General features: G+C 55.8%; 26 protein-coding genes and 1 pseudogene. 18 read left to right on the forward strand and 9 right to left on the reverse strand.

The annotated features are described in order from the left end of the window. Positions 1 to 116: 116 nt before the first annotated feature. Both ACKGJP_RS01880 and ACKGJP_RS01885 read right to left on the reverse strand, forming a co-directional pair. A complete protein-coding gene (locus tag ACKGJP_RS01880) occupies positions 117 to 317 on the reverse strand; it encodes a cold-shock protein (RefSeq protein ID WP_409344007.1) in 201 nt (66 codons plus the stop codon). Positions 318 to 423: 106 nt separating this feature from the next. Next, a complete protein-coding gene (locus ACKGJP_RS01885) occupies positions 424 to 624 on the reverse strand; it encodes a cold-shock protein (protein WP_409344008.1) in 201 nt (66 codons plus the stop codon). Positions 625 to 1,000: 376 nt separating this feature from the next. Between ACKGJP_RS01885 and ACKGJP_RS01890 the strand changes: the two genes are divergently transcribed. After that, positions 1,001 to 1,822 carry a serine/threonine protein kinase gene (locus tag ACKGJP_RS01890; protein WP_409344009.1) on the forward strand — a complete coding sequence of 274 codons (822 nt, stop codon included), beginning with the start codon at positions 1,001 to 1,003 and terminating at the stop codon, positions 1,820 to 1,822. A 103-nt stretch (positions 1,823 to 1,925) separates the two neighbouring features. On the opposite strand, the gene ACKGJP_RS01895 is transcribed toward ACKGJP_RS01890, so the two are convergent. Next, the gene (locus ACKGJP_RS01895) at positions 1,926 to 2,123 is read right to left on the reverse strand and encodes a hypothetical protein (protein WP_409344010.1); all 198 of its coding nucleotides are present in this window, start codon (positions 2,121 to 2,123) and stop codon (positions 1,926 to 1,928) included. 182 nt (positions 2,124 to 2,305) lie between these two features. Between ACKGJP_RS01895 and ACKGJP_RS01900 the strand changes: the two genes are divergently transcribed. Then, positions 2,306 to 2,848, forward strand: coding sequence for a GNAT family N-acetyltransferase (locus ACKGJP_RS01900; protein WP_409344011.1), 543 nt, complete (start codon positions 2,306 to 2,308; stop codon positions 2,846 to 2,848). Positions 2,849 to 2,883: 35 nt separating this feature from the next. Further along, positions 2,884 to 3,645 carry an AAA family ATPase gene (locus ACKGJP_RS01905; RefSeq protein WP_409347049.1) on the forward strand — a complete coding sequence of 254 codons (762 nt, stop codon included), beginning with the start codon at positions 2,884 to 2,886 and terminating at the stop codon, positions 3,643 to 3,645. A gap of 101 nt (positions 3,646 to 3,746) precedes the next feature. Here ACKGJP_RS01905 and ACKGJP_RS01910 read toward each other — a convergent pair whose 3' ends face one another. Next, complete coding sequence (locus tag ACKGJP_RS01910; protein WP_409344012.1) at positions 3,747 to 4,994, reverse strand: MFS transporter; 1,248 nt, start codon at positions 4,992 to 4,994, stop codon at positions 3,747 to 3,749. Positions 4,995 to 5,274: 280 nt separating this feature from the next. Between ACKGJP_RS01910 and ACKGJP_RS01915 the strand changes: the two genes are divergently transcribed. From ACKGJP_RS01915 to ACKGJP_RS01930, 4 genes are all read left to right on the forward strand, one after another. Next, positions 5,275 to 6,258 (forward strand): diaminopimelate dehydrogenase, encoded by a 984-nt coding sequence (locus tag ACKGJP_RS01915; RefSeq protein WP_409344013.1) that lies wholly within the window; start codon positions 5,275 to 5,277, stop codon positions 6,256 to 6,258. A gap of 335 nt (positions 6,259 to 6,593) precedes the next feature. Further along, a complete protein-coding gene (locus ACKGJP_RS01920; protein ID WP_409344014.1) occupies positions 6,594 to 8,330 on the forward strand; it encodes a putative bifunctional diguanylate cyclase/phosphodiesterase in 1,737 nt (578 codons plus the stop codon). Between the two features lie 622 nt (positions 8,331 to 8,952). Continuing rightward, positions 8,953 to 10,017 (forward strand): amidohydrolase family protein, encoded by a 1,065-nt coding sequence (locus ACKGJP_RS01925; RefSeq protein WP_409344015.1) that lies wholly within the window; start codon positions 8,953 to 8,955, stop codon positions 10,015 to 10,017. Positions 10,018 to 10,112: 95 nt separating this feature from the next. Then, complete coding sequence (locus tag ACKGJP_RS01930) at positions 10,113 to 10,877, forward strand: LamG-like jellyroll fold domain-containing protein (protein WP_409344016.1); 765 nt, start codon at positions 10,113 to 10,115, stop codon at positions 10,875 to 10,877. Between the two features lie 139 nt (positions 10,878 to 11,016). Here the strand turns inward: ACKGJP_RS01930 and ACKGJP_RS01935 are convergent, their stop codons facing one another. Then, positions 11,017 to 11,799: an AraC family transcriptional regulator gene (locus tag ACKGJP_RS01935; RefSeq protein WP_409344017.1), complete on the reverse strand. Its 783-nt coding sequence runs from the start codon at positions 11,797 to 11,799 to the stop codon at positions 11,017 to 11,019. Between the two features lie 100 nt (positions 11,800 to 11,899). Here ACKGJP_RS01935 and ACKGJP_RS01940 point away from each other — a divergent pair, with 100 nt between their 5' ends. From ACKGJP_RS01940 to ACKGJP_RS01950, 3 genes are all read left to right on the forward strand, one after another. Then, entirely contained in the window at positions 11,900 to 12,256 is a 357-nt protein-coding gene (locus ACKGJP_RS01940) for a Rieske (2Fe-2S) protein (protein ID WP_409344018.1), read from the forward strand. 16 nt (positions 12,257 to 12,272) lie between these two features. Then, on the forward strand, positions 12,273 to 12,560 hold the full coding sequence (locus ACKGJP_RS01945; protein WP_409344019.1) for a PDC sensor domain-containing protein: 288 nt from the start codon (positions 12,273 to 12,275) through the stop codon (positions 12,558 to 12,560). Positions 12,561 to 12,802: 242 nt separating this feature from the next. Next, positions 12,803 to 14,560, forward strand: a complete 1,758-nt coding sequence (locus tag ACKGJP_RS01950) for a sensor histidine kinase (RefSeq protein WP_409344020.1) — start codon at positions 12,803 to 12,805, stop codon at positions 14,558 to 14,560. 194 nt (positions 14,561 to 14,754) lie between these two features. On the opposite strand, the gene ACKGJP_RS01955 is transcribed toward ACKGJP_RS01950, so the two are convergent. Continuing rightward, on the reverse strand, positions 14,755 to 15,723 hold the full coding sequence (locus ACKGJP_RS01955) for a copper amine oxidase N-terminal domain-containing protein (protein WP_409344021.1): 969 nt from the start codon (positions 15,721 to 15,723) through the stop codon (positions 14,755 to 14,757). Between the two features lie 184 nt (positions 15,724 to 15,907). On the opposite strand from ACKGJP_RS01955, the gene ACKGJP_RS01960 reads away from it, so the two are divergent. The 5 genes from ACKGJP_RS01960 (at position 15,908) to ACKGJP_RS01980 (ending at position 19,463) form a co-directional block, all read left to right on the forward strand. Next, complete coding sequence (locus ACKGJP_RS01960) at positions 15,908 to 16,282, forward strand: S-adenosylmethionine decarboxylase family protein (protein ID WP_409344022.1); 375 nt, start codon at positions 15,908 to 15,910, stop codon at positions 16,280 to 16,282. Positions 16,283 to 16,289: 7 nt separating this feature from the next. Continuing rightward, complete coding sequence (locus tag ACKGJP_RS01965) at positions 16,290 to 16,721, forward strand: SET domain-containing protein-lysine N-methyltransferase (protein ID WP_409344023.1); 432 nt, start codon at positions 16,290 to 16,292, stop codon at positions 16,719 to 16,721. Between the two features lie 115 nt (positions 16,722 to 16,836). Beyond that, positions 16,837 to 18,093, forward strand: a complete 1,257-nt coding sequence (locus tag ACKGJP_RS01970; protein WP_409344024.1) for a M48 family metalloprotease — start codon at positions 16,837 to 16,839, stop codon at positions 18,091 to 18,093. Between the two features lie 29 nt (positions 18,094 to 18,122). After that, positions 18,123 to 18,593, forward strand: a complete 471-nt coding sequence (locus ACKGJP_RS01975) for a nucleoside deaminase (RefSeq protein ID WP_409344025.1) — start codon at positions 18,123 to 18,125, stop codon at positions 18,591 to 18,593. A 27-nt stretch (positions 18,594 to 18,620) separates the two neighbouring features. Continuing rightward, entirely contained in the window at positions 18,621 to 19,463 is an 843-nt protein-coding gene (locus ACKGJP_RS01980; protein WP_409344026.1) for an SDR family oxidoreductase, read from the forward strand. A 1,005-nt stretch (positions 19,464 to 20,468) separates the two neighbouring features. On the opposite strand, the gene ACKGJP_RS01985 is transcribed toward ACKGJP_RS01980, so the two are convergent. Further along, positions 20,469 to 21,254: a helix-turn-helix transcriptional regulator gene (locus tag ACKGJP_RS01985; protein ID WP_409344027.1), complete on the reverse strand. Its 786-nt coding sequence runs from the start codon at positions 21,252 to 21,254 to the stop codon at positions 20,469 to 20,471. Positions 21,255 to 21,407: 153 nt separating this feature from the next. Here ACKGJP_RS01985 and pyk point away from each other — a divergent pair, with 153 nt between their 5' ends. Continuing rightward, positions 21,408 to 22,823: a pyruvate kinase gene (gene pyk, locus ACKGJP_RS01990; protein ID WP_409344028.1), complete on the forward strand. Its 1,416-nt coding sequence runs from the start codon at positions 21,408 to 21,410 to the stop codon at positions 22,821 to 22,823. A 74-nt stretch (positions 22,824 to 22,897) separates the two neighbouring features. Here pyk and ACKGJP_RS01995 read toward each other — a convergent pair whose 3' ends face one another. Then, complete coding sequence (locus ACKGJP_RS01995; protein WP_409347050.1) at positions 22,898 to 23,095, reverse strand: YiaA/YiaB family inner membrane protein; 198 nt, start codon at positions 23,093 to 23,095, stop codon at positions 22,898 to 22,900. Positions 23,096 to 23,119: 24 nt separating this feature from the next. Then, positions 23,120 to 23,338: pseudogene (locus ACKGJP_RS02000) on the reverse strand (YiaA/YiaB family inner membrane protein); the annotation flags it as partial. Between the two features lie 122 nt (positions 23,339 to 23,460). Here ACKGJP_RS02000 and ACKGJP_RS02005 point away from each other — a divergent pair. Together ACKGJP_RS02005 and ACKGJP_RS02010 are read left to right on the forward strand one after the other, a co-directional pair. Next, on the forward strand, positions 23,461 to 23,679 hold the full coding sequence (locus ACKGJP_RS02005; protein WP_409344029.1) for a hypothetical protein: 219 nt from the start codon (positions 23,461 to 23,463) through the stop codon (positions 23,677 to 23,679). Between the two features lie 188 nt (positions 23,680 to 23,867). Continuing rightward, positions 23,868 to 24,743, forward strand: a complete 876-nt coding sequence (locus ACKGJP_RS02010; protein WP_409344030.1) for a diguanylate cyclase domain-containing protein — start codon at positions 23,868 to 23,870, stop codon at positions 24,741 to 24,743. Positions 24,744 to 24,753 lie beyond the last annotated feature (10 nt).

Genomic DNA, 24,753 nt, shown 5'->3' on the forward strand with positions numbered 1-24,753 from the left:
GAATCGGCTAGAGTACTTTTTAGAAGTCTCAGAATGTATATCCTCCGCTGACTGATCGACTTCTCGGTAAACGCGCCGTCAAAAGACGGCGAAGCCGTTTTTCCTTGCGGGCGGCGCTACTTTTTCTGGGTGTAATTGGACAGCGGGGGCAGCATTTTCGTATCTTTCACCATGTCGGCATGACAAAAGGGGCAGCTCGGGCTTTTCTCGAAGGTGAAATCTTCCCGCATCCAGCCTGAACATCGATCCGTCGTACACATCCAAATGGACGTTTCTTGTTCTTGAATCGGTTCGAATGCTTTCTTAGAGAAATACATGACGGAACCCCTCCTCAAATGGCATCTCTTACAAGGGCAAGATTGAAAAAGAACTGCCCGTCCGGACAGTCCATCATTTTAATGTACGCAGCTTAAAGTAAAACTATTACAGTTTTACTACATTTTCTGCTTGCGGTCCGCGGTTGCCTTGAACAACGTTGAATTGAACTTGTTGTCCTTCGTCAAGGGTTTTGAAGCCGTCGCCTTGGATAGCGCTGAAGTGTACGAATACATCTTTGCCGCCTTCCACTTCGATGAAGCCAAATCCTTTTTCCGCGTTAAACCATTTCACTGTTCCTGTTTCCATCGACCAAAAACCTCCAAATAGTGATTGTACTCATATCGTGTGAAGAAAAAAATCACACACTATAAAGAGTAACATGTAATCATGTGGATAACCCTTTATAATATGTGAAGTATTGTCTCCAAATATACGAATAACTTTATTTTACCATATAAAATGGATCCCAACAATCATTCTTGGCATATTTCATCCAATTGGCCTATAGCCCAAGAATCCTTATTTGACAGGGACTTGGCTTCTCGCTACTTTGGAAATATACGACCGTCGCCGGTCCATCGTGCTGGAGGGCGGGACTTGTCGAGATCAGGCTGTGGCGCCGCAGCAAAACGGAAGAGTACGTGTTGGGGACGCCGCTTTCGCCGAAAGGAGGCGTCTATCTTTGTTTGCATGGCTGAAGCGCATCGCGGACGAATGGAACGATTATCCGCTCGATGCAGGCACGTGGGTCGCAGGCCGATTCCGGATTGTCAAACGATTGGGTATGGGAAGCTACGGGCTCGCCTATCAAGCGGTAGACGAAAGTACCGGCACTCCATGCTTGCTGAAGCACGACCGTCCCAGCAAAAGAGGGCTGAGCAAGAAACTGCTGAAGCGGGAGGGGGACTGGCTGGACCGTCTCGGACATCCGTGCATCCCGAAAAAGCTGGCCATGTTCCAAAGCGGGCGGCGCTGCTTCCTTGTAACCGAGTTTGTAGAGGGGATGACGGCGGAGCAGCTCGTATTCGAGCAAGGACGGACATGGACCGAGCGGGACACGCTGGTCGTGATCAAGCAGCTTGCCGTGTTGGCAAGGCATATTCATGAACGGGGTGTCGTCCACCGGGATATCCGGTTGCCGAACGTGATTTTTGCAGGGGAGGACCTGCATTTGATCGATTTCGGCCTGGCTTGCGCGATCGGAGAGAGCGAGCCGATTACATACGGCTTATCCGGCATCCCGGAGCCCAGACGCGCCGACCGGACGGACACGGGCTGCGATTTCACGGACATTGGCGAATTCGCTCTGTATTTGTTATATGCCGGTTACGAGTCTGCGCCCGGGCAGGAGGATCTAGGCTGGGAAGAAGAGCTTGCCTTACATCCGCATATGAGAAAGCTGATGCGGCGGCTATTGGAAATCGACTCCCCGTTTCCTGACGCTCAAGCGTTGTTGGATGAGCTTGCGTTCGCGACTCGCACGCTGGATACGGATAGCGGATAAGCGGAGCGGGTTGGAGATGATGGCGACCGACAAACAGCCACCCGTCTCTGAAAAGACGAATGGCCGTTACGGAAAGAAATTCGATTGTTGTATGCTTTGCCGATTAGCTGCTGCTGCCGCGGCGTTTGTACTGGGAATGGCCGTAGCTGGAATGTCCGCCGTAACGGCCTCGCCCGCCCTCGCTGCTGGAATACCGGTTTACGTGCCGCGGGGCATTGCGATACCTCGCGCTGCTGGAATACCGGCTGTGTTTGCGGCCGAGCACCGAATGCATGATGCGCTTCACTAGACGTCCTAACATGCGAATCAGCCTCCTAAATGGATTCTTGAATCCGTTCTTATCCGGTACTACGAAGAAAGAGGTGCTTTGGTTTCCCGAGTTCGTCACAATCGGGGCAGGAGCCGAGCTTGAGCGCCACGCTTACGGCGAGTATTTTTGTGTGAAACGGAAAGGTATAATGGACGAAAAGAGGTGCTTGAACGATGGCCGTTAAGCTGGTTGAACCGGCAATCGATTATAAAGAGGAATATCTCGACATGCTCGCCGAATGGCAGGCTGCAGGGGAGAAGCTCGTCCCATTCGTGCTGCGGATGGACGCAAGCGATTTTGCCGGAATGGTGCACGAGCTTCATGGGTACCGGAACGGGAGGAACGTCCCCGATACTTTCGTAGAGCATTCCACCTACTGGCTGGTCGACGACGATGCGGGCAAAATGCTGGGAGCCGTCAATATCCGGCATCGGCTTAACGAACGGCTTTTGCATATAGGGGGACATATCGGGTACGGAATCAGACCGAGCGAAAGGCGCAAGGGGCTGGCCACCGAGCTGCTCCGGCTGGCGCTTGAACAGGCCGCCCGAATGGGTCTCGAGAGGGTGCTGCTCACCTGCAATAAATCGAATGTAGGCTCCGCCAAGACGATTGTGAACAATGGCGGCGTTCTGGATTCGGAAGATACGGACGACCAAGGCGTTCCTATACAACGATACTGGATTGACGGAATAGCGGCGGACTTTACCGACTAACCGTCGCCAAATCCGGCAGAAAGGGCGTGCCGATGATGGCGATACGGCAAAACGATATGTATTTGCGGCGTGTTGAGCTTATGCGGGAGGAAGTGCCGTCTTTCTCCGCCTATCCGTTTCGGCTGCCGGCGGTGCGAAGGCTCGAGCAATTGGAGCTGCATCCGAAGGTGACGTATCTGGTCGGCGAGAACGGAACCGGCAAGTCGACGCTGCTTGAAGCGATCGCGGTGGCATGGGGCTTTAATCCGGAGGGCGGCACGCTCAATTTCTCGTTCTCCACCCATGCTTCGCATTCCGAGCTGTACCGCTGGATTAAGCTGGTCCGCGGCATTAACCGGCCGAAGGACGGGTTCTTTTTTCGGGCGGAAAGCTACTACAATGTTGCGAGCAATATCGATGCCATGGACAGAGAGCCGGGAGGGCGAGGGCCCCGCATCGTCGACTCCTACGGCGGCGTATCGCTGCATGAGCAGTCGCACGGCGAGTCGTTCTTTTCCACGTTCCTTCACCGTTTCGGGGGGAAAGGGCTGTACATTCTGGACGAGCCGGAGGCCGCTCTGTCGCCGACCCGGCAGCTCGCCATGCTTCGCCGCATCGATGAACTGGTTCGGGATCGCTCGCAATTCATTATCGCGACGCATGCTCCGATTTTGATGGCGTATCCGGACGCTTGCATCTTTCAATTGAAGGATGAAGGGATCGAGCGGGTGGAACTGGAGGATACCGAGCATTTTGCGGTCACGAAGCAATTTGTCAACAACCGGGAACGGATGCTGCGTATGCTTCTGGAGGAGTAAAGGGTTCGTTTCCCTCATCAAAAAAAGAGCTGCTTTCGCCTTGCCGGCGAATAGCAGCTCTTTTGGTAAGAAGGCAGTGCCTTATTATTGGATTCGGGCGATTAGCTTCCCTCGGCGGCGGCAGGTTCAGGTTCCTTGCGCGATTCGTAGTTGAATACCGGCAGCAGCACAAGAAGGCCGATTACGAACAAGGCAGCGGCGATTTGAAAAATGACGACCAGCGAGAGCGCGTTTTTGAGCGCGCCCGCCGTACTCATCGTCACCACCATCGCGCCCATAAACAGCGGGGTTAGGATGCCGTTGACGCGGCCGACGAACGATTGCTCCGTGTTCTTGAGGATCATCGTATTGATGCCGATCTGGATGCTCGGCAGGACGAGCCCGCTCAGAAACTGCGCGGTCAGCGTAATCCACGTTACCGTCGACATCCCGCATACCGTGAACATGACGGCGTCGACGGCCAGGCCCAGCATAAGCATTTTTTGCGGGAGCACTTTCTTGGACAGCGCCATAGCCAGCACGCCGCCGATAATCATCCCGACGCCGTTGAGCGTTAGGAACCACTGCAGGTTTTCCTTCGGCAAGCCGAGCCGTTCGGTCACGAGGAAAACGGTGAGCGGCTGGGTCATTCCGAGCGCAAAGCCCGCAGCGGCGAACGATACGCCGAGCAGCGTCAGCAGCTTGCTGGACAACACGTAACGGAAACCTGCCGCCATTTCTTGCTTGAGCGTGGTTTGCGGCTTATCCTCGTCCAGCTCGCGGTCTGCGGGCAGAAACGTAAGCGCGGCTGCTGAGAGCAGGAAAGCGACGCCCATGACGCCGATCGCGACGTCGATGCCGAATTGCTGATACACGAACGTACCGAGAATCGGCCCGAGAATCATGAAGATCGCGAACATGGTTTGGTACATCGACATCCCGAGCTGCATTTGTTCTTCGGGGATGTGGAGCTTGAACAGCTTCATGCCGGAAGGCTGCGAAAACTGCGATAAGATCGCCGATACGAGCATGGCAAAAAATACGGCCTTCCAAGAGCCGTTATAGAGCGTCAGCAGCACGGCGAATATGGATAAAGCGCTGAGCAGATCGCACCAGATCATCGTGCGTTTCGGGCGCCAGCGGTCGGCGAACGTCCCGCCGATAAACGAAAAAATAAAAATCGGCGCGAATTCCGCGACCGAGATCATCGAAACCGCGAACGGATCGTTGCCGGTTTGATCCATGACGTACAACAGGACGGCAAAATTGCGCACCCAGATGCCGATTTGCAGGAACAACCCGGACAGCAGGATGGCTTGCACGAATCGGTTGCGGAAAAAGCTCGACATGGACGGTGAAGCGGTAGTCATTGTTTGTCTCCTCCAATTATACGGAAAGTTCTTCTTTATACAGTTCCTCCCACACTTCAGAATAACTTTTTTGGTACGGGTCCCGCAAACGAAAAATTCATTGCAACGATTTTTTCCGGAATCTATTACACAAACTTGAATTATTCCTTTGCATTTTGTGTATGATTATTTGCAGAAAGATGCGAAAATGAGACTTCGCATCTTTCGTTATTTAGACCATAATTGTTATAATGGGACAAGATTTTAACACACTTTCGTTATTAAAGAGAGGACTATTTACATGAGCGAAACGTTAAAAGTAGGTATCGTCGGCTACGGCAACTTGGGCCGCGGCGTGGAAATGGCACTTAAGCAAAATCCCGATATGCAGCTGGAAGCGATTTTTACGCGCAGGCAGCCGGATCAGGTTTCGCAAGGAAACGGCGTTAAAATGCTTCATGTTTCCGAAGCGGAAGCGTACATCGGCAAGCTTGACGTGATGATATTGTGCGGCGGTTCGGCAACCGATCTGCCGGAGCAAGGACCGGCATTTGCCAAAATGTTCAATACGGTCGACAGCTTCGATACCCATGCGAAAATTCCCGCTTATTTCGAGGAAGTCGATGCGGCTGCGAAGCAAGGCGGCCATATCAGCGTAATCTCGACCGGCTGGGATCCGGGCTTGTTCTCGCTTAACCGGATGCTCGCCGAAGCGGTTCTGCCGGAAGGCAACGAGTACACGTTCTGGGGCAAAGGCGTTAGCCAAGGCCACTCCGACGCGATTCGCCGCATTCCGGGCGTGAAGCACGGCGTGCAGTATACGATTCCGAGCGAAGAAGCGGTAGCGAAGGTGCGTTCCGGCGCAAACCCGACGCTGACGACGCGCGACAAGCATATCCGCGATTGCTATGTATTGGCGGAGCCGGGTGCGGATTTGAAGGCGATCGAAGAGGCTATCGTGACGATGCCGAACTATTTCGCCGACTACGATACGAAGGTCACGTTCATCTCCGAAGAAGAGATGAAGGCGAACCATTCGTCGATGCCGCACGGCGGTCTCGTATTCCGCAGCGGCAAAACGGGCGCTTCCAGCACGCAAATCATCGAGTTCGGATTGAAGCTGGACAGCAACCCGGAATTTACCGCAAGCGTGCTAGTCGCCTATGCAAGAGCGGCGGCCAAATTGGCTAAGCAAGGCCAAGCCGGCGCCAGAACCGTCTTCGACATCCCTTTCGGGCTGTTGTCGCCGAAATCGCCGGAGCAGCTGCGTAAAGAACTGCTGTAAGCCGCTAAAAAAGGAAAAACGCCGGCAGCGATGCCGGCGTTTTTGTTTAAATGTCAGAAAGTATATCCTCCGCTGATTGTTCCATTTCTCGGCAAACGTCAGGCATCAAAGACGCCGAAGGGCGTTTATCCTTGATTTATCAGAAAGTATATCGTGGAAGTCGCTCTAAATCTCGGTAAACGCGCTTGTCCCTAAAAGGACGGCGAAACCGTTTATCCTTGTGCGCCAAAACCGTAACAAAATAGTGCGAATCCGATTCGCCACCTGCCAATATAATCCTGATACAATAAGAGCACATGCGACAGAGAGATAGGGCAGAGGGGAGTGGCGGCGGCATGAGCGGCGTACAAGCGAAGTCCCGGCATCAGATGAACCACGATTTGCAGCTGCAAAGGACGCTGAAAGAGCTTAAGGACATTAAATATGCACTGGATCAATCATCGATAGTGGCGGTAACCGACCGGCAGGGGAAAATCATTTTCGCCAACGAGCAATTTTGCAAAATTTCGAAATACACGCGCGAAGAGCTGATCGGTCAGGATCACCGGATCGTGAACTCGGGCTATCATTCCAAGCATTTTTTCGGCGGCTTGTGGAATACGATTCGAAGCGGCCGCGTCTGGAACGGGCAAATATGCAACCGAGCCAAGGACGGGGAGCTGTATTGGGTCAAAACGACGATCGTGCCGTTCCTGGACAAGCGGGGCGAGCCTTATCAATATATAGCGATACGGACGGATATAACGGATCAGAAGCGGGCGGAGGATACGATCCGGCATATGGCGTATCACGATGCCGTTACCGGCCTGCCGAACCGGAGAATGTTCGAGGAACGGCTGCGGGAAGAGACCGCAGAGGCGCGGGAGGAAGGTCGGAAGCTGGCGCTGCTGTTTCTGGACATCGACCGGTTCAAAAGCATTAACGACAGTTTGGGACATACGGTCGGGGATTCGCTGCTCGTCGAGGCGGCCCGGCGTCTGGAGCGCATACATACGGTAGGTACGCGGCTGTTCCGCTGGGGCGGAGATGAATTCGCGATGCTGCTGGCCGCGGATAACGGCAAGGAAGAGGCGGTTCGCGAGGCGGTGGACGAATTGATCGCCGCTTTCGATCGGAGCTTCATCATTCAGGGGCATGAATTTTTCGTTACGGTGAGCATAGGCGTCAGCTTGTTTCCGGAGCATGGCGAGGATGTCGATGCGCTGATGAAGCATGCGGACATCGCGATGTATCGCGCCAAGGAACGGGGAGAAAGCGCTGCGGCGGTATACCGTCTCTCGATGGGCGAAGGCGAAGAAGAGCTCTTCGTTCTGGAGACGAGGCTTCGCAAAGCGCTGGAATCCGGGCAGCTCGAGCTGCATTATCAGCCGAAGCTGAATTTGGCGGACGGACGCATCGTCAGCATGGAGGCGCTTGCCCGCTGGAACGACCCCGAGCTCGGGGCGGTTCCGCCAAGCCGGTTCATACCGCTGGCGGAGGAACGCGGCCTGATTGCGGCGCTCGGCAAATGGACGCTGGCGGAGGCGTGCAGGCAGAATAAGGCGTGGCAGGAGGCCGGCATTCCTCCGCTGCGGGTGGCGGTGAACGTATCGGCGATTCATTTTCAGCAGGCGGGTTTCACGGATAGCGTCAAAGCGATACTCGCGGAAAGCGGGCTCGATCCCCGCTGCCTTGAGCTGGAAATTACGGAGAACAGCATGATGCGCAATACGAAGCAGTCTCTGGCCGTGCTGCAAGAGCTCAAGAGGATGGGAATCTCCGTCTCCATAGACGATTTTGGAACCGGTTATTCGTCGCTCGGCTACTTGCGGAAGTTTCCGATCGATACGCTGAAAATCGACCAGTCGTTCGTTCGCGGACTGGCCGAGGAGGACGATGCGGCGATCGTGACCGCGATCCTGTATATGGCGAGCGCGCTTAAGCTGCGGGTCGTGGCCGAAGGGGTCGAGGACGAAGCGCAGCTCCGGTTTTTGCGGGAGCACCATTGCGACGAAGCGCAAGGGTATTTGATTGCCAAACCGCTGTCCGGCGAGGCGTTTTTGCAGTACATGCGGCAGCAACAAGTTGTGTAAGGGAAAAGACGCCTTCTTTCTGGTTCTGGGAGGGCGTTTTTTGTTTGCATACACAAGGGGATCATACGGAGGGGGCGGGGGCAGGCGGCGTTGTGGCGGTTCCAATATGAGGGACGCTTGATCGATGTGGAGCGAACAGTTCTATTCGGCGAGAAGGCGGGTGACAAGTCACGATGGAGGCGGATAGACGACGTTGGAGACTGTTAAATTCCGGATAATCGGTGAATAGCGTGAATTAGATGACGCTAGAGACTTCTATTCGGCGAGAAAGCAGGGAAATGAGTCGCGATTGGGCGGATAGACGACGTTGGAGACTGCTAAATTCCGCATAACCGGTAAAAGGCGAGAATTAGACGACGCCAGAGACTTCTGTTTGGCGAGAAGGCGGCGGAAGCGCGCGCCTCAGGAGGTCACATCAAATCGTTACGGGAAGGAGATTTCCCAACTACGAACGGAGAGGGACAACATATAGAGCGCGGTCATTCTTTCGACGGCGTTCTTTTTTATGCCGCGCACCTTTGACGACAACATAGAATCGTACAAAAGAAAGAGGTTTTGTATATCGCCTTTCGATCCTCTCAGGTCTTAAACTAAAGGTAATCACGGGAACACATGAGAGGGGATGGATATGACCACCACAACGATGAAGGTTATCGATTGCGACGTGCACAATATGCTGAAGAGCAGTGCGGATTTGGTTCCCTATCTGAAGGAGCCTTGGAAGAGCATGGTCGCCAATTTCGGCTTGCATATGCCCGGCACGTACGCTTCGCCGATCGGGGTTATGCGTAAGGATGCGATCCCTCCTGGAGGAGGCGTGGCGGCATCCGACCCGGATTTTCTGGTGGAGCAGCTGGTCAAGCCCTATCGGATGGAATATGCCATTCTGACCGGAGGCGTGTTTGGGGTTAACGTGCACCCCGACCCCGATTACGCCGCTGCCGTCGCATCGGCCTATAACGACTACCTGATCGCGGAGTGGCTGCCCCGGCATACGAGCTTTAAAGGGGCGATGATTATCCCCGTTCAGGACCCGCAGCAAGCGGTCCGCGAAATCGAGCGGATAGGGCCGCACCCGGATATCGTGGAAATTATGCTGGCTAGCGCCTCGCCGATTCCTTACGGCAACCGCCTCTTCCACCCGATCTATGAAGCGGCCGAACGGCACGGTCTGCCTATCGGCATTCATCCCGGCTCGGAGGGAGGCGGAACGTCAGGTCCGCCTACCGCTGCAGGCTATCCGACCAACTATTTGCAGTGGCACACCTCGCTTTCCCAAAATTTCATGGCGCATCTGACCAGCCTCGTCTGCGAGGGCGTCTTCGAGAAATACCCGCGTCTTCGTTTCGTGCTCGTGGAGGGCGGCGTGGCCTGGCTGCCGCATTTGATGTGGAGGCTGGACAAAAACTACAAGGCGCTTCGCTGGACGGTGCCTTGGCTGAAACGATTGCCGAGCGAATACATTCGCGACCATTGCTTTTTGACGACGCAGCCGATCGAGGAACCGGAAGATTTCGAACAGTTGAAGCAAATATTCGATATGATCGACGCCGAGCGTATGCTTCTTTTTTCCAGCGACTATCCGCACTGGGACTTCGACGATCCGACCCGCATTTTGCGGCGGTTGCCGGAACATGCGCGCAAGCGGATTTTTTACGAGAATGCCAAGGAACTATACAATTTGTAGGCGAAGGTAGTTGAACGGACAGCGTAGAATCGTCCAAAAATATACGCCGAATAAGGAGCAGTATAGGGATAGTTGGAGGAGGGGAGACAAGAGTCGTGAATGCGCATACATCTGCGATTGTCAATCATCGTGCACTCGTTTCCTTCTGGGATTTCCAGGAGGAAGCGGGAGAGGATCGGGTGGCGAAGGGACCTTATGCATACCGGCTGGAGGAAATGGAGGGACCGATAAAACGGGCGGAGGGCGGCTTGTTTGGGGATTATGCCGCTCAAGTGGCTTTCGGGCAATGGTGGAATTTGCCCCGTGCCGAATGCCCGGAGCTCGACTTTCACGGACGTGAAGCGAAGCTGACGATGATCGTATGGCTGAAGCGGGAAAGCCGCGAAAACCGAGGCTGCCAAGCGGTTGCGGGCATATGGAACGAAACGGAGAGCAAACGCCAGTACTGCATGTTCCTCGATCTGCGTATATGGGAAAGCGCCGATCAGGTATGCGGTCATGTTTCCTCCGTCGGCGGACCGACGCCGGGGTACGAGTACTGTATGACGACGGCGATCGGGTCGACGCCCGTATCGAAGGAGGAGTGGCATGCGCTGGCCTTCACATACGACGGCACGTTTGCCAAAGTGTTCGTGGACGGCCGTCTCGACCGGCGGGAAGGGTATAATCCGTACCTGTACGATGCCGGGCTTTACGAAGGAGGCCCGGAGGGGGCCGACTTTACCGTAGCGGCCGTGCACCGGGCCGGGGAGATGGGCAATTTTTTCGCGGGGACGATTGGCGGACTGGCCGTGTTCCGCGAAGCGCTCAGCGACGAGGAAATAATGGCGCTGTCCGTTAGGGCCGGCGACCTCGAATAACTATTCTTTTGCTCCGTAGGGATGATGTCGGCGAATCAGGTCATTCCCGTGTAAGGTGCTAGGCGACCTCAATTAACTATTCTCTCGCTCAGCACGGACGATGTAGGCGAATCATGCCGTTCACATGCGACACTCGGCGTCATCGAATGATCATGCCTTTCTCGCGCAGCATGGCCGAAGGCGGGTAGCCCATCAGCTTTTTAAATACGCGGTTGAAATACGCCTGATCGCTGTATCCGAGATAGTCGGACGCCTCGCCGATCGTCATTCGCGTCGTGAGGATCAGCTCCCGGGCCGTCTGCATGCGCAAATGATGCATGTAGGAGATCGGAGTCAGGCCCGTCACTTCCTTGTACGTCTGAGTAATGTAGTTGGGCGACCGGTCGAGCCGCTCGGCCAGCTCGTCGAGGCGCACAGGCTCTCGGTAATGGTCGATGATATAGGTCTGGACCTCCTTGACCAGCCGCAGCTTGGCGGAGGAGAAGCGCTCCATTTCGCTCTCCCGGGCCATATGGCCGAGCAGTTCGATGACAATTCCGTGGCAGATCGTCTGGAAATGCGGCATATGGCCGAACCAGTGTTGCGACAGGATGGCGAACCGCTGGCGCAAGTAATCGAGGCTGCGCGTCCTCGTCCTGTGCAGGACGAGCGGGTCGGGCAGAGGGAACTGCTCGGGTCGTTCGATGCGGAAGTGGGCCGAATATTTCTGGTGCGGCCCGTGCGGGTCGTCGGTACCGGAACGCAGCGTGCCGTAAGGGATGAACAGCATGTCGCCCTTCTCCAGCGGTACCGGGGCGCCGTTCAGGAAATAAGTCAGCTTGCCGCGTATGACGAGAAGCAAAATATCGGTTTCGGTTGGCGCTTCGTTTTTGTGCCAGTTCGGATGCATGTCGTCGAATACGACAGAATGCAGCTTAAGCATCACCCGCAGCTCCGTTCCGTTTTTCTTAGTATTATACATGATTGCTCACATGAAATTGTACAAAGCTTCACAAAGACAAGAGCAGCAGGAGGGGTGAGCCGTGGCGTTGTATCCGGTTGCGGCCGTAGAGGATTTGCCGGCGGGAACGTCCAAAGTCGTTCAGGTTCAAGGACGTTCGATCGGCGTCTATCATGTGAAGGACGAGTATTACGCGGTTCATAATTATTGTCCGCACCAAGGGGCGGAACTGTGCAAAGGACCGGTCTGCGGGACGACGCTGGAGTCCCCGGTCTACGAATACCGTTACGGGAGAGACCAAGAAATATTGCGCTGTCCTTGGCACGGTTGGGAATTCGACCTGAAGACGGGAAAGTCGCTGTTCAGCGACCGCGTACGGGTGCGCAGCTATCCGGTGCAGGTCGTCGACGGCCAGGTCTGCATCGTGCTCGGATCGTGAAGAGGAGGTGAAGGCGATGGGTGAAACGCGACAAAAGCTGAGCGTGATCGATTGCGACGTGCACAATCAGTTTCGCGGCAGCGACGACCTGCTTTCTTATTTGGACGGGCCGAAGCCGGAGGCCGGTCTGCTGAACGCCAAAGGGAGAGACTGGTGGCGCAGAGCGATGGACGGCGAGCTCTTCGTATCGTCCTCCTGCGTTTCCGCGATTACGAAGAAGCCGTGCATCACGATATCGTATGCGATCGTAGACGGGAACAAGGGGCGCGTCGGCGTGGTCGGTCTTGACCTGCGGGTGGACTGAGTTTACCCGATTCTTGCAAGGATACGAAGCGGGGCTCGCCGAGCGGCGGGTCTTTTTCCGTTTTATGCAGAACCGCTTCTTGGAGAAAGGCGGGCATTGCTTGGGAAAACCGAGCGTTCGCCAACACTTTACGATGGTCAATTATGCGCCGAGGAAAAATCAGGACGCAAAAAATATGTCGATATTTGACGAATGAATCCCGTATAATGACATCAAAAGGAATTGATGCGGGGGTAGTAAACTTGTTGCGTTCCAAAACGCTGCTGTTTGCCGGCACGTTCATGTTATTCCTCATTGTGGCGAACAACGTCATCCACTTCGTCTTGACGAAACATACGCTGGAACGCAACCTGGAGCGCGAGCTGTCATCGGTCGCCGCCCAGATCCAAATATCGATCGATAATTCGCAGGCGGCAGCGCGCAGCATGGAGGAGCAGATCGCGGCTCAGCTGAGGACGGCCTCGGTAGGCGCGCAATATGCGCTGGATCCGGACCTCGAGAAGGTGACGAACGAGCAGCTGGAAGAAGTAAGCCGCAAGCTAGGCGTGGATCACCTCACTCTGATGAAGCAAACGGCGGACGACATCGTGCTCTTCAAATCGTCCTACCCGAAGGAATTGGGCGTTTCTACGAAAAAATGGGTGCCCTGGTACCAAGCGTTCCAGGAGCTTTTCGACAAGCATAATGTCTCGATCGGCTGGGGCCAAAGCTTGCCGAACTTTTGGTCGGGCCCGTTCGAGTATGCAAGCTCCGATCCGACGAAGCTGAACATTAATAAGTGGGGCTACTATTACGACGGTTCGACGAATTATATGATCGATCCGTTCGTCAGCAACGAAAATTTCGAGGAGTTCCAGAACACGACGGGCATTCAAGCCATTTTGCAAAAAACGCTCGAGTCCAACGAGCAATTGCTGGAAATTACGGGCGTCAATCCGGCTACCTTCGGCAAGAAGGAACTGAAGACGTTGACGGATACAGGGGAGGAGCTGAAACATAACGTTTCCCGAGCGATTATGTTCGGCGAATTCCGCTACCAGGATGCCGCCTATGACGAATGGGACGTGCAGAAGGCGGCCAAGCTCCATAAGACGGTAAAAGAAATCGTGACGGTCAACGGCACAAAGGTGCTCAAATCGTTTATCCCGATGAAAATTTCGCCAAGCGCCAGCTACGTGGACTTGGAAGGCAAGCCGATCGATACGTATGTGCTGGTTATTACGTCCAACTACGACGAAGTGCAGCGGCAGTTGATCGGCCAGTTCTCCGCGCTTGGGCTGCAGATTCTGCTCGTAACGCTGGCAAGCGTCGTAGGGCTGCTGCTTGCGGTACGCTTTATGCGCAGGCTGCGCGAGAAGTCGGTGCTGGAGACGCAGGATACGTACATCGATGAAGTCAATCAGCTGTTCACCGTCGTGAAAGGGCAGCGGCACGATTTTCTCAACCATGTGCAAATCATTCACGCTTTAGTGGCGATGAATAAGACCGAAGACCTGCGGAAATATACGAGGGAGCTTGTCGGCGACATTCGGCAGGTAAGCGACATCATGGCCATCGGCGAGCCTGCGATCGCGGCGCTGGTGCAAGCCAAGACGGCGGTGGCGCTCAGCAAATACATCAATTTCACCCATCGCTTCGGCGAGCTGGACCGGAGTGCGATCGGCGTCAAGTCTGTCGATATCGTCAAAATCGTCGGCAATCTGATCGACAACGCCTTCGATGCCGTGATGGATCTTCCGCCCGTGAGCCGCAACGTCGAGCTGCAGGGGTGGATGGAGAACGGGCATCTTCATATGACCGTATGGAACGAAGGGTGCCGGCTTACGCAGGAACAGCGGCAGCATATGTTTACGCCGGGTTTTACGACAAAGCGGGGCGGCCATTCGGGACTTGGTCTCAGCATTGCCAAATCGCTTCTACTGCAGTATAAGGGCGACATTGCCGTAGAGGCGGACGAGGAAAAGGGGACGGTGTTCCACATTTCCTTGCCGATCCACTAAGGAACGAAGTAAAGAAAACCGTGTCTGCGCGCGTAAGCCGCCGACACGGTTTTTTGTTTGGGAGAAACAACGAGCAATCCGACAATCCCTAAACTGCCCGCCGAAAAATTTTACCTCGAAACGAGGGCGGGGAGGCTGCTTAGCGGCATGTACTCCGCTCGGCTTAAACGTTTGCTCCATAGGCGAAGCTGGAGTTATTTGTTCGTTTCGCCGGCAGCTTGCTCGTCCTGCTTCGGCTCGTTCGAAATCGACACGACGCCCGTCGGGTCCACGCCGTACTTCAGCTTCAGCACTTCGTCCAAGAAGCTCATCGGTACGAACAGGCTGCCGTCCTTGAGCGACGGGGCTTTGCCGAGGGTGATCAGCATTTTGGCGAACGAGTAGCGGTCTTCCCCGACTTTGACGGAGGTCCACTGCGCGCCTTTGGAAAGCTCGGCCGTTTGCGTTTCCTCGTTCCAGCCATAGGTGTAGCCGAGCGCTTCGGCCACCGGCTTCAGAGGGATCATGACATGCTCTCCGTCCTCGTAAGGACGCGGCTCGCCCAATCCTTTCCCGTTCACGACCAGTACCCAGTGCATGCCGCCGAACGAGTCCTGCGGTTTTTGGTCGGTGCGGCTGATGGAGAGGGTTCCCTCCGTGACGGTTACGTTCGCTTTAAGCACGTCAGCGGCAAATTGAAGAGGCACGTACGTTTTGTTGTCCTTCAGCTCGGGCGCCGTTCCGAGGGTGATCAGCATCTTGGCGAAGGAGTAGCGGTCTTGGCCGATCGACACGGATGTCCATTGGTTGCCCTTCCGCAGCTCGGCCGCCATCGTTTCGTTGTTCCAAGAAAGCTCGTAGCCGAGTGCTTCGGCAACGGCGCGAAGCGGTATCATCGGCGTTTGACCGTCATGCTTATACAAGCCGGCATCCTGCACTGCCGCTCCGTTCACCTGAAGCGCCCATTTGCCGAATGCATCCGAATCGGCTGTAATTTCCGGCAGCCCCGCCGAAATCGGCATCGGCGTATCCAGCGGCAGGCTGAGCGTTTGGGCAATCGCATTGCCGTTCTCGTCCTTGATAGTAGCGTTTCCATTCCCCGTCGGGTCGTATTGGGCGAAAGCTTGCGCACCCATTAAGCTGATCGTAAGCGCAAGAGTGGTGGTGAGTGCTGTCTTTTTCATTGTGGTCGTCTCCTTGTTGTCTAAGTTGATTGGGAAAGTGTGGCTAGAGATACGGTTACCTAGACGAGACAAGCCGTCAAAAGGTTGCGGCGATTGCGTTAAGGCCGTGGCATTCGCCTAAAGCGCGGCGTTCGGAGCCGTAATATCATGTAGTACTCGGCTGGCCAAAAAGGAGCGTCCACGCATGTACAAACGGATCGTTCATAACGGCATGCCTTGCTACGGCAAGCATGTGCTGCTTCATCTCGTAAACTGCAACGAGCGGATTTTGAGTATCGAAGAAGTGAAAACGTTTATCGGCGCGCTGGTGGAAGACATCGATATGCAAGCGTTTGGCGAATGCCATTGCTATCGGTTCGGAGAAGGGGAAGAAGTCGGATTGTCCGCTGTGCAGTTGATCTATACGAGCAGCATCACCCTGCATACGAACGATTTGCACCGGGAGGGGTATCTGGATGTCTTTAGCTGCAAAGATTTCTCGGCGGAACAGGTTGTGGAGAGCGTGCAAAAACGGTTTGCTCCGGAGCGCATCGACCATCAGACGATTATTCGCGAATAGCGGAAGATTGTACCCCGATAGCGTAGCGAAGCATCCTGACGAGCCGACCCGCGATAAATTCGGCATCCGGCATCATTCCGCATACGGCGAGGGAGTCGTCGCCAAGGTCGGTTTCCGCAAGGGCGAGCTCTTGTTCCGTTTCGACGGGCCGCAGTACGACAGCCAGACGTTGTTTACGCTTCAGAAAAAGAAGGGCGTATATATGGAGGATCCCTATGTCATGGGCAAAATCCTGCATTCGTGCGACCCGAATGCTGTGGCCGAAATGGAAGCGCAGCGGTTTGTGGCACGGAGGGACATTCGTCCGGGGGAATGGGTGACGATGGATTACGAAACGACCGAGGATGAGCTTTACCGGCCTTTCGACTGCCGCTGCGGGTCGGAACGATGCCGCGGCCGGATAGCCGGCAAACGCAGACGTTCCGATCCTTCCCCCTGATCGCATCGTAAATCGGCGATGAATCGCTGCCTGCAGCTTCGTTTATGGTATAATACGGAAAAAATGGTGCCGCTGGTACTGACGCAGGGCATCGAGCGATTAGGAGAAGCGTTCCTTGCAGACGCAAACCGAAATGTGCCCGAAATGCGGGCTACCCATGCCGGTTCACCCCGGTTACGTCACTTGGTGCGACGGCTGCCGCTGGAACATCGATCCCCAAGCGGCAATACGCAAGGAATCGGCTCTGTTCGAGAGGCTTCACCGAAAGCTCGGAGAAGCCGCAAGTCAAAAGCTGCTCGGCGAAGCGCTTAACCGGCCGGTACGGGAGAGAAGGACGACCGCCGGGAAGGCGGCGGCCTTCTGCTTCGCAGCCTTGCTATACGGCTTAGTGTTATTTATGGCCGTTTTAGCGATCGCTAAGTTTACGGCGGGACGAACGATAGGAGAGTGGTTGGAGGGGAGCATTTATGCCTCCGCTGTGCTGCTGCTTCGTCCCCGCATTTTCAAGCATAAGGGGAAAATAGCCGACCGCGGCGAGTATCCCGCTCTGTATAAAGCGGTCGATGCGGTTGCCGATGCGCTTCATGCGCCCCGCGTGCACGGTATCGTAATCAATTACGCTTACAATGCTTCTTTTGCGTTGTCGGGCTGGCGGCGCAGGAGGTTGTTGACGGTCGGCATTCCGTTATTCGCTGCGCTTTCGACGGAGGAAAAGCTTGCGATCATCGCCCATGAAATGGGGCACAATGCGAACAAAGACATCAGCCGCGGCCTGTTCGTGGGCACCGTGCTCTATTCCCTGGGAAGGCTATATACAGCCGTTTACCCGAAAACGGACTATTCCGGCCTAATAGGTTGGCTTGCGCCGCTGCTCGGATGGGTCCGAGAGCTGCTTTCGCAGGCGATCTTGTTTGTCTGGTTCTTGTTGGGGATAACCGTCTGGCGCGAAATGCAGCGGGCGGAGTATGCAGCGGACTACGCGGCTGCCGCCGTTGTCGGCAGGGAGTCGGCGGTTTCCGCGCTGCATAAAATGTATTACGAACCGACGTTCTACAGCACCCTGGAGAAAGTCGGCGATTATCGCTATACGAAGCGGCTGTTCGAGGAATTCCGCAACCGGATCGTGACGGTGCCGGACCGCGAAATACGCAGAATTACTCTGCTGATGGAATCGGAGACGTCCCGCCTCGAATCGACGCATCCGCCCACGCCGCATCGCGTTTCGTTTCTGCAGCGCCAGTCCGTTACGGAAGCCGGACCGGCGCTTGATTCCAATGATTTGGAAGCCTTCGAACTCGAATTCGAACGAATCGAAGCGCAAATGGAGAAGCGTATCCTAGATATGTATAGAGCATACCGGGAAGCTTCGTAACAGGCCTATAGAGGAAAGGAGACGCTTTTATGGATAAGCAAAAGCTGATGGAGCAGGCCGTGCGCGTTGCCCATGAGAATGTGGAGTCCGGCCACGGCGGGCCGTTCGGCGCCATCGTCGTCAAAGACGGCGTCATTATCGGAGTCGGCCGCAACGAAGTAACCGCCTTGCATGATCCTACCGCGCATGCGGAGGTTCAGGCCATTCGCCAGGCGTGCCGGCATTTGAACGATCACCAGCTCGCGGATTGCGAAATGTATACGAGCTGCGAGCCTTGTCCGATGTGCTTCGGCGCCATCTATTGGGCCAGGCCGAAGGCGGTCTACTACGCCTGCACGAAAGAGGATGCGGCGAAGGCGGGCTTTGACGACCGTTTCATCTATGAGCAGCTGGAGCTGCCTATGGAGCGGCGGTCGATCGAGATGAAGCGGGTATACCCCGCGGACGGCGATCTGCCCTTTCAGGCTTGGATGAAGTCGGCGAACCGCGTGGAGTATTGAGTGAGGGTGGGAGGTCGCGATATCGGGATGGCTGATGCAATGAAGGAAAGGCCTGTTGCGCTTATAACGGGAGCGTCGAGCGGGTTCGGGATGCTCGCGGCCGTTGCGCTGGCGGAAGCGGGCTATCGCGTCGTGGCGACGATGCGCTCGCTTTACAAGAACGGCGAGCTGCTGGAGAGAGCGGCAGCGGCCGGCGTAAGCGAGAGAATGGACTATGCCGAGCTTGACGTCACGAAGCGGGAACATATCGAGCGAGTCGTCCTCGACGTAGCCGGCCGATACGGACGAATCGACGCGCTGATCAACAATGCCGGCTACGCGGTGATGGGCATGATCGAAGAAGTGCCGATGCAGGATTGGCGGGAGCAGCTGGAGACGAATTTTTTCGGCACGGTGGGGCTGACGAAGGCGGTCCTCCCTTACATGCGGGCGCAGAGGTCAGGTGCGATCGTTAACGTCAGCAGCGGCGCGGGACGGATGGGCTTCCCGAATACGGGCGCGTATTCCGCATCCAAGTTCGCGGTTGAAGGGTTCAGCGAAGCGCTGCGCTTCGAGCTGCAGCCCTTCGGCGTTCGCGTCGTGCTGATCGAGCCGGGTACATATAACACCGGTATTGCCAACAAGCATGTGTACCATGAGGCGCCGGATTCCCCTTATGCGCCGATGATTCGCTCGTTCCGGTCCTACAACGAGAAGGCGGAGCGCAGCGCCGGCGATCCCGCGGTCGTCGCCCGCACGATCGTCCGCGCCGTGCAAGCGCGCAGGCCTCGCATGCGCTATGTGTGCGGTGCGGACGCCAAGAGCATCGTCATCATGAGGGCGATGCTGCCATGGAGCTGGATAGAGCGGATCATCGCGAAAATGCTGTAAGCAGGGCAGGGCGGACAAGGTAGGGCAGGCAGGGCAGGGCAGAGCGGGCAGGGCAGGCGGGGCAGAGCAGGCAGGCAGGTAGGGCTGGCGGAGCAGGCAGGGCAGGCAGGGCAGGCAGGGCAGGCAGGGCAGGCAGGGCAGGGCAGGGCAGGGCAGGGCAGGGCAGGGCAGGGCAGGGCAGGGCAGAGCAGGCAGGCAGGCAGGCAGGCAGGCAGGCAGGCAGGGTAGGGCAGGGCAGGCAGGGTAGGGCAGAGCAGGCAGGCAGGTAGGGCTGGCGGGGGACGACACGGGAGTTTTACGATGTTGTGACCTACCTTGGTGAGGTTCGCCTGTTGGCGGTTTGACGAAGTCGGAGTAAAGTCGGCTCTAACAAACTATGTTATAGACGGTGAGTGGAGAGCCGCCTAAAACTAACTGGAAATCTTCACGTTAAGGGTTTTATCGAATCGGAGTGCTCTGCGTCTAACTGGAAAATCTACAGCACATTTCGATATAATCGCCGGAAAGAGCGGTTTTAGGTTAAGATAACGGCAGTTTTTCCAGTTAGGTGCGCGATAAAAACAGGGGATGTGAAAAATAACTGTATTTATTCCAGTTATGGTTCGATAAAGGCGCCGGAGATTTGTGCAAAGTTTGCAGGAGCATTCCCCAGGACGATGGAATGCGAAAACAACGGTAGTTATTCCGAACGCCACGCCGCCGCCAGCCGTTGTTCCGTACCGCGCAGCTCTCAGCGGCCGTTCCGGCACCGCGCGCAGCTCACAACCGCCGCCATCCGCCGTTCCGCACCGCACTGTGCAACAGAACGGTGAGGTGATGCGTGTTGGAGGTCAATCCCGCGAAGCTGCCCCAGCATACGACCGCTGCCACGCCGCCGGAACCTCTCGGGTTCCGGCGGTTTTTCGCGTTCGAATCAGTGTTTCGCTCGCATGGCTGCGAGCATGCTTCTAAAGCGGCGGCACCCTCCAGCTGCGCCGCACGTTCCTCAACTGCCGCCGTAAGACATTACAGCAGCGGCTGCTCCCGCTCCTGCATGACGAGCGACGGCGAGTGGCCGGTCAGACGCTTGAACGTGCGGTGGAAGAAGGAGGCGTCGCAGTAGCCGAGCGATTCCGCGATGTCTCCGATGCCGAGCCGGGAGTGCCGGAGCAAGTAGAGCGCGGTTTTGATTCGCAGCGCGTGCGTATATTCGCCGATGGTTTGTCCGGTTACTTCCTTGAACAGAGCGGCGGCGTAGCTGGGACTGATCCCGGCTGCCCGGCCAAGGTCGTCCTTCGTGATCTTCTCCCGGTAGCGGTTCTGGATGTAGGCTTTCATCACATCCGCATGCTTAAGCTTGCCGGATGACGGAAGGCCTTTGTCGATTTCCCGGTTCCAGCGGGTCAGCACTTCTAAAAGCAGGGCGAGGCACATCGTTTCGCGATAGGGGAGGCCTTCGTTCCACTGCTGATGCATGATGCGGAACCGTTCCAGCAGGAGTTCGGCTTCGCCCGTTTTTTGTTTGATATACCTGCGGGTCTCCAATATGGGAAGCGGTGCGGGAGGCGGCGGACCGGCGAAGGAGACGACGTATTTTTCGTGGGAGCGGGTCGGGATGCTTTTTCCGTAGTAGGCTGTGCCTCCCGGAATGAGAAGCAGGTCGCCTTGCTCCAGCAGCAGCTTTTCGCTTCCGAGCCAGTACATGCATTTTCCGTAGCAGATTATGACGAGCGTGAAAGCCGAGCGGCCGCTGTCCGCCTCTTCATACCATTCGCTTCCGGTATCGTGGCGAATCGAGTCGATCTTTATCATGTCAGCTCTCCTTCCATCTCGATAATACTATTTTACATATAGTTGACTATTGTTCATAGATTCTTTTGATCGGGAGGATTACAATAGGCATCGACAAATACGAAGCGAAGCTCGGAATCTTATTAGGGGCTCATGCTAGGAGGCAACCGCACCATGCGTAAAACCAAAATCATTTGTACAATGGGACCCGCTTGCGATTCCGTCCCTGTGCTCAAAGCCATGATTCAAGCAGGTATGAATGTGGCACGCTTGAATCTGGCCCACGGCGACTTGGAGGAGCACCGCAAGCGGATGGACAATGTCCGCCAGGCGGCGGCCGAGCTGGATGCGCCGGTGGCGATTTTGCTGGATATTAAAGGGCCGGAAATTCGAACGGGCCTGCTCAAGGAAGCTTCCTGCGTGCTGCAGGCGGGCGAACGGGTTACGCTGACGACCGAGCAAGTGGCGGGGGATGCCGAGCGGCTGTCCGTCTCTTACCAGGACCTTCCGCGCGATGTGCAGGTCGGCTCGCGAATATTGATCGACGACGGGCTGGTCGAGCTGCTGGTGGAAGCGGTCGAAGGAACGGAAGTGCATTGCCGCATCGCCAACGGGGGAACGATCAAGCCGCGCAAAGGCGTTAATTTGCCGGGCATTCGCACCTCTCTGCCGGGCGTAACGGAGCGGGACGTACTGCATATCGGGTTCGGCATCGAGCAGGGCGTGGACATCATCGCGGCATCATTCGTTCGTAAGGCGGCTGATATTCTGGAAATCCGGAAGCTGCTGGAGGAAGGCGGAGCGAGCCACATTCAGATCGTATCGAAGATCGAGAATGAAGAAGGGGTGGAAAACCTCGACGCCATCCTGGCCGTATCGGACGGCTTGATGGTCGCGCGCGGAGACCTCGGCGTAGAGATCCCCGCAGAAGAGGTACCGGTCGTGCAGAAGCTGATGATTCACAAATGCAACCTGGCAGGCAAGCCGGTCATTACGGCTACGCATATGCTGGACTCGATGCAGATCAACCCGCGTCCGACCCGGGCGGAGGCGAGCGACGTCGCCAATGCGGTGCTCGACGGCTCCGACGTGGTCATGCTTTCCGGAGAAACGGCCGCAGGGAAGTACCCGGTGGAATCGGTGGCGACGATGGCGGCTATCGCCGAGCGGGCGGAATCGATCTTGCCTTATGACGAGCTGCATGTGAAGAAGGGGGCGCTGCAAAAGGCCGACGTCACCGAAGTCATCAGCCAGGCGGTCGTCAATTCCTCGCTGCAGCTTGACGCGAAGGCGATCATTACCCCGACCGAGAGCGGCTTTACGGCGCGAATGGTTTCGAAATACCGGCCGAAGGCGCCGATTATCGCCGTAACACAGAACGAGCATGTGCTGCGCCGCTTGAGCCTCGTTTGGGGCGTTATCCCGGTGAAGGGCGACCGCGTCTATTCGACGGACGATATGTTCCGCCTGGCGGTCGATTGCGGAACCAAAACCGGTATCGTGCAGGCAGGCGACCTCGTCGTCGTATCGGCCGGCGTTCCGGTCGGACGGTCCGGCTCGACGAACCTGATCAAGATCGAGCAGCTGTAATATTCGCGGTTGAGTTTCATAGGAAAAGGAGCTGTCCCTTACGGGGAACGGCTCCTTTTTGCGTACAGGCTGTATTATTCCTGCCCCTCCGCCGTTAAGCGGAGCTCCGCATCCTCTTTGTTGTCGCGGACCGTTTTTTGCAGGACGAAGGCGGACATCGTCAAGAAGAGGGCCGTTACGGCGTAATATCCTTGTACGGAAAGCGGCTGGTTCAGGTTGTAAATGCCGATGAAGGTAGCGAGCAGCGCGCTGGCGAACGAGGTCCAGGCCAGGAAGGTGAAGGCGCTTGTGTTGCGCTTTTTGAAGGACTCGGCGTCTTCCTGATTGTCGCGGATCGTTTTTTGCAGAACGAAGGAGGACATCGTCAAGAACATGGCGCATACCGCATAGTACCCTTTGACCGGAAGCGGCTCCTCCAGCGTATAAATGCCGATGTACATGGCCAGGAACGCCAGTGCGAACGAAGCCCAGGAAAGAAATGTGAAAGCACCCGTATTGCGTCTTCTCGTTATCATCATGATCAACCTCCGCTTATTTTTTATTACGTCGTATTAGTACCTGCTTCTAAATCTTATTGTACGGATTTTACGAATGGAAATAAGTACTAACTTTCTCTAGTACTATTCGAACGGCGAGCGTGCCGTACGAGTCTCCTTCGGTATACGGACTGGCCATCCTGCTCGCCTTACGGGTGAACGATAAGGGATGGGCCGAGCAGTTGGTTAAACAAATGCTAACGCTGCGGGATCAAGACCCGTCCTATGCGGGAGGGTATGTGTTCGGCGGAAATACCCATATTTTCGACAATCTGTTTGCCCTGCTGGGGGAGACCGCTTGGCGGCAGGCGAGGAAGTAACCGGATTGTACGGTGAATCATCAGGGTAATGGTTATCGAGCAGGAAAACCTATAAAATAAGGAATTTTGTCGGATGTCGACAGCTGTAGCATTTTGTTACACTTATCGGGTAAAGCAGTCCTCGCGGGGTTTCGGACGAGGGCTGCTCTCTTTTTTTTAGGGCCAAACTAGAGGAAAGAAGGAAGAGCATGGATGGGAAAATAGCCACAAAAAACGCGGAGCGCGGTTATGCGATGTTGATCGGCCTCATGATGGTGCAGCAGCTGCTGATTTATTTAAACGTTTATCTCGATCAGAGCTACACGGCAGTTGAAATCGGCTTCAGCATAGCGGCTTTATCGGCCTTGCTGGCCGGATTTATCGTGCCGCTCGGGGTGGCTGTCGTCGGCGTCTTTGTTTTTGTGATCAGCTATCTGGTATGGCTTGTTACGTATGCGCATGCGGACGTCCTTACCGTGACTTGGCTGTTGCTGATCCCGGCGAACGGCGTGATTGCGGCATTCGTCAAGTCTCATTTGATCCGCAACAAGCGAGTCATGGAGCGCCTGGATGAACTGAAGGACACGAATCCGCAGATGGATCTGGATACCTCCCTTATGAACAAGGAGGCGTTAGCCGATATGGTCGTCAAGCAGTCCAATTTGGCAAAACGGTATACGGATCGATACGGCTTTTCCATGGCGATGTTCAAAATAGAGTTTCTGCCGTTGGTGCTGGAATCGTTGGGTTCTGTTTTGTACGCCCAGCTCTTGCTGGAGTTATCCCAAACGATCCAAAAACAGCTGCGCTTCGAGGATTATAAATTTTCCATAGACGAGGGACGATTTATTATTCTGTGTCCGATGACCGACCGGGACTATTTCGACATGGTAACGGACCGCATCAAGCAGGCCATGATGAACGTTTCCTTTACGGGCAAGAACGGGCAGGAGCTGAAGCTTATCGTCCGCACCGGGGCCATTGCGTTCCGCAAAGAGCAGTTCGGCCAATATCAGCGGATCGACGATGTCATCGCCGCTCTGGAAAGAGGCACCGAGACGGATCTTGTGGCGGAATATGTCTGACAGGAGAGCG

The sequence above is a fragment of the Paenibacillus litoralis genome (genome assembly GCF_046244365.1).
Lineage (GTDB): Bacteria > Bacillota > Bacilli > Paenibacillales > NBRC-103111 > Paenibacillus_V.

Excerpts from the sequence above, each read along its gene's own strand:
- ACKGJP_RS02010 (WP_409344030.1), top strand. The coding sequence starts at position 23,868 with ATGGATGGGAAAATAGCCACAAAAAACGCGGAGCGCGGTTATGCGATG.
- ACKGJP_RS01905 (WP_409347049.1), top strand. The coding sequence starts at position 2,884 with ATGGCGATACGGCAAAACGATATGTATTTGCGGCGTGTTGAGCTTATG.
- ACKGJP_RS01975 (WP_409344025.1), top strand. The coding sequence starts at position 18,123 with ATGGATAAGCAAAAGCTGATGGAGCAGGCCGTGCGCGTTGCCCATGAG.
- ACKGJP_RS01900 (WP_409344011.1), top strand. The coding sequence starts at position 2,306 with ATGGCCGTTAAGCTGGTTGAACCGGCAATCGATTATAAAGAGGAATAT.
- ACKGJP_RS01915 (WP_409344013.1), top strand. The coding sequence starts at position 5,275 with ATGAGCGAAACGTTAAAAGTAGGTATCGTCGGCTACGGCAACTTGGGC.
- ACKGJP_RS01955 (WP_409344021.1), bottom strand. The coding sequence starts at position 15,723 with ATGAAAAAGACAGCACTCACCACCACTCTTGCGCTTACGATCAGCTTA.
- ACKGJP_RS01980 (WP_409344026.1), top strand. The coding sequence starts at position 18,621 with ATGGCTGATGCAATGAAGGAAAGGCCTGTTGCGCTTATAACGGGAGCG.
- ACKGJP_RS01895 (WP_409344010.1), bottom strand. The coding sequence starts at position 2,123 with ATGTTAGGACGTCTAGTGAAGCGCATCATGCATTCGGTGCTCGGCCGC.
- ACKGJP_RS01925 (WP_409344015.1), top strand. The coding sequence starts at position 8,953 with ATGGATATGACCACCACAACGATGAAGGTTATCGATTGCGACGTGCAC.
- ACKGJP_RS01920 (WP_409344014.1), top strand. The coding sequence starts at position 6,594 with ATGAGCGGCGTACAAGCGAAGTCCCGGCATCAGATGAACCACGATTTG.
- ACKGJP_RS01985 (WP_409344027.1), bottom strand. The coding sequence starts at position 21,254 with ATGATAAAGATCGACTCGATTCGCCACGATACCGGAAGCGAATGGTAT.
- ACKGJP_RS01935 (WP_409344017.1), bottom strand. The coding sequence starts at position 11,799 with ATGCTTAAGCTGCATTCTGTCGTATTCGACGACATGCATCCGAACTGG.
- pyk (WP_409344028.1), top strand. The coding sequence starts at position 21,408 with ATGCGTAAAACCAAAATCATTTGTACAATGGGACCCGCTTGCGATTCC.
- ACKGJP_RS01960 (WP_409344022.1), top strand. The coding sequence starts at position 15,908 with ATGTACAAACGGATCGTTCATAACGGCATGCCTTGCTACGGCAAGCAT.
- ACKGJP_RS01910 (WP_409344012.1), bottom strand. The coding sequence starts at position 4,994 with ATGACTACCGCTTCACCGTCCATGTCGAGCTTTTTCCGCAACCGATTC.
- ACKGJP_RS01945 (WP_409344019.1), top strand. The coding sequence starts at position 12,273 with ATGGGTGAAACGCGACAAAAGCTGAGCGTGATCGATTGCGACGTGCAC.
- ACKGJP_RS01880 (WP_409344007.1), bottom strand. The coding sequence starts at position 317 with ATGTATTTCTCTAAGAAAGCATTCGAACCGATTCAAGAACAAGAAACG.
- ACKGJP_RS01885 (WP_409344008.1), bottom strand. The coding sequence starts at position 624 with ATGGAAACAGGAACAGTGAAATGGTTTAACGCGGAAAAAGGATTTGGC.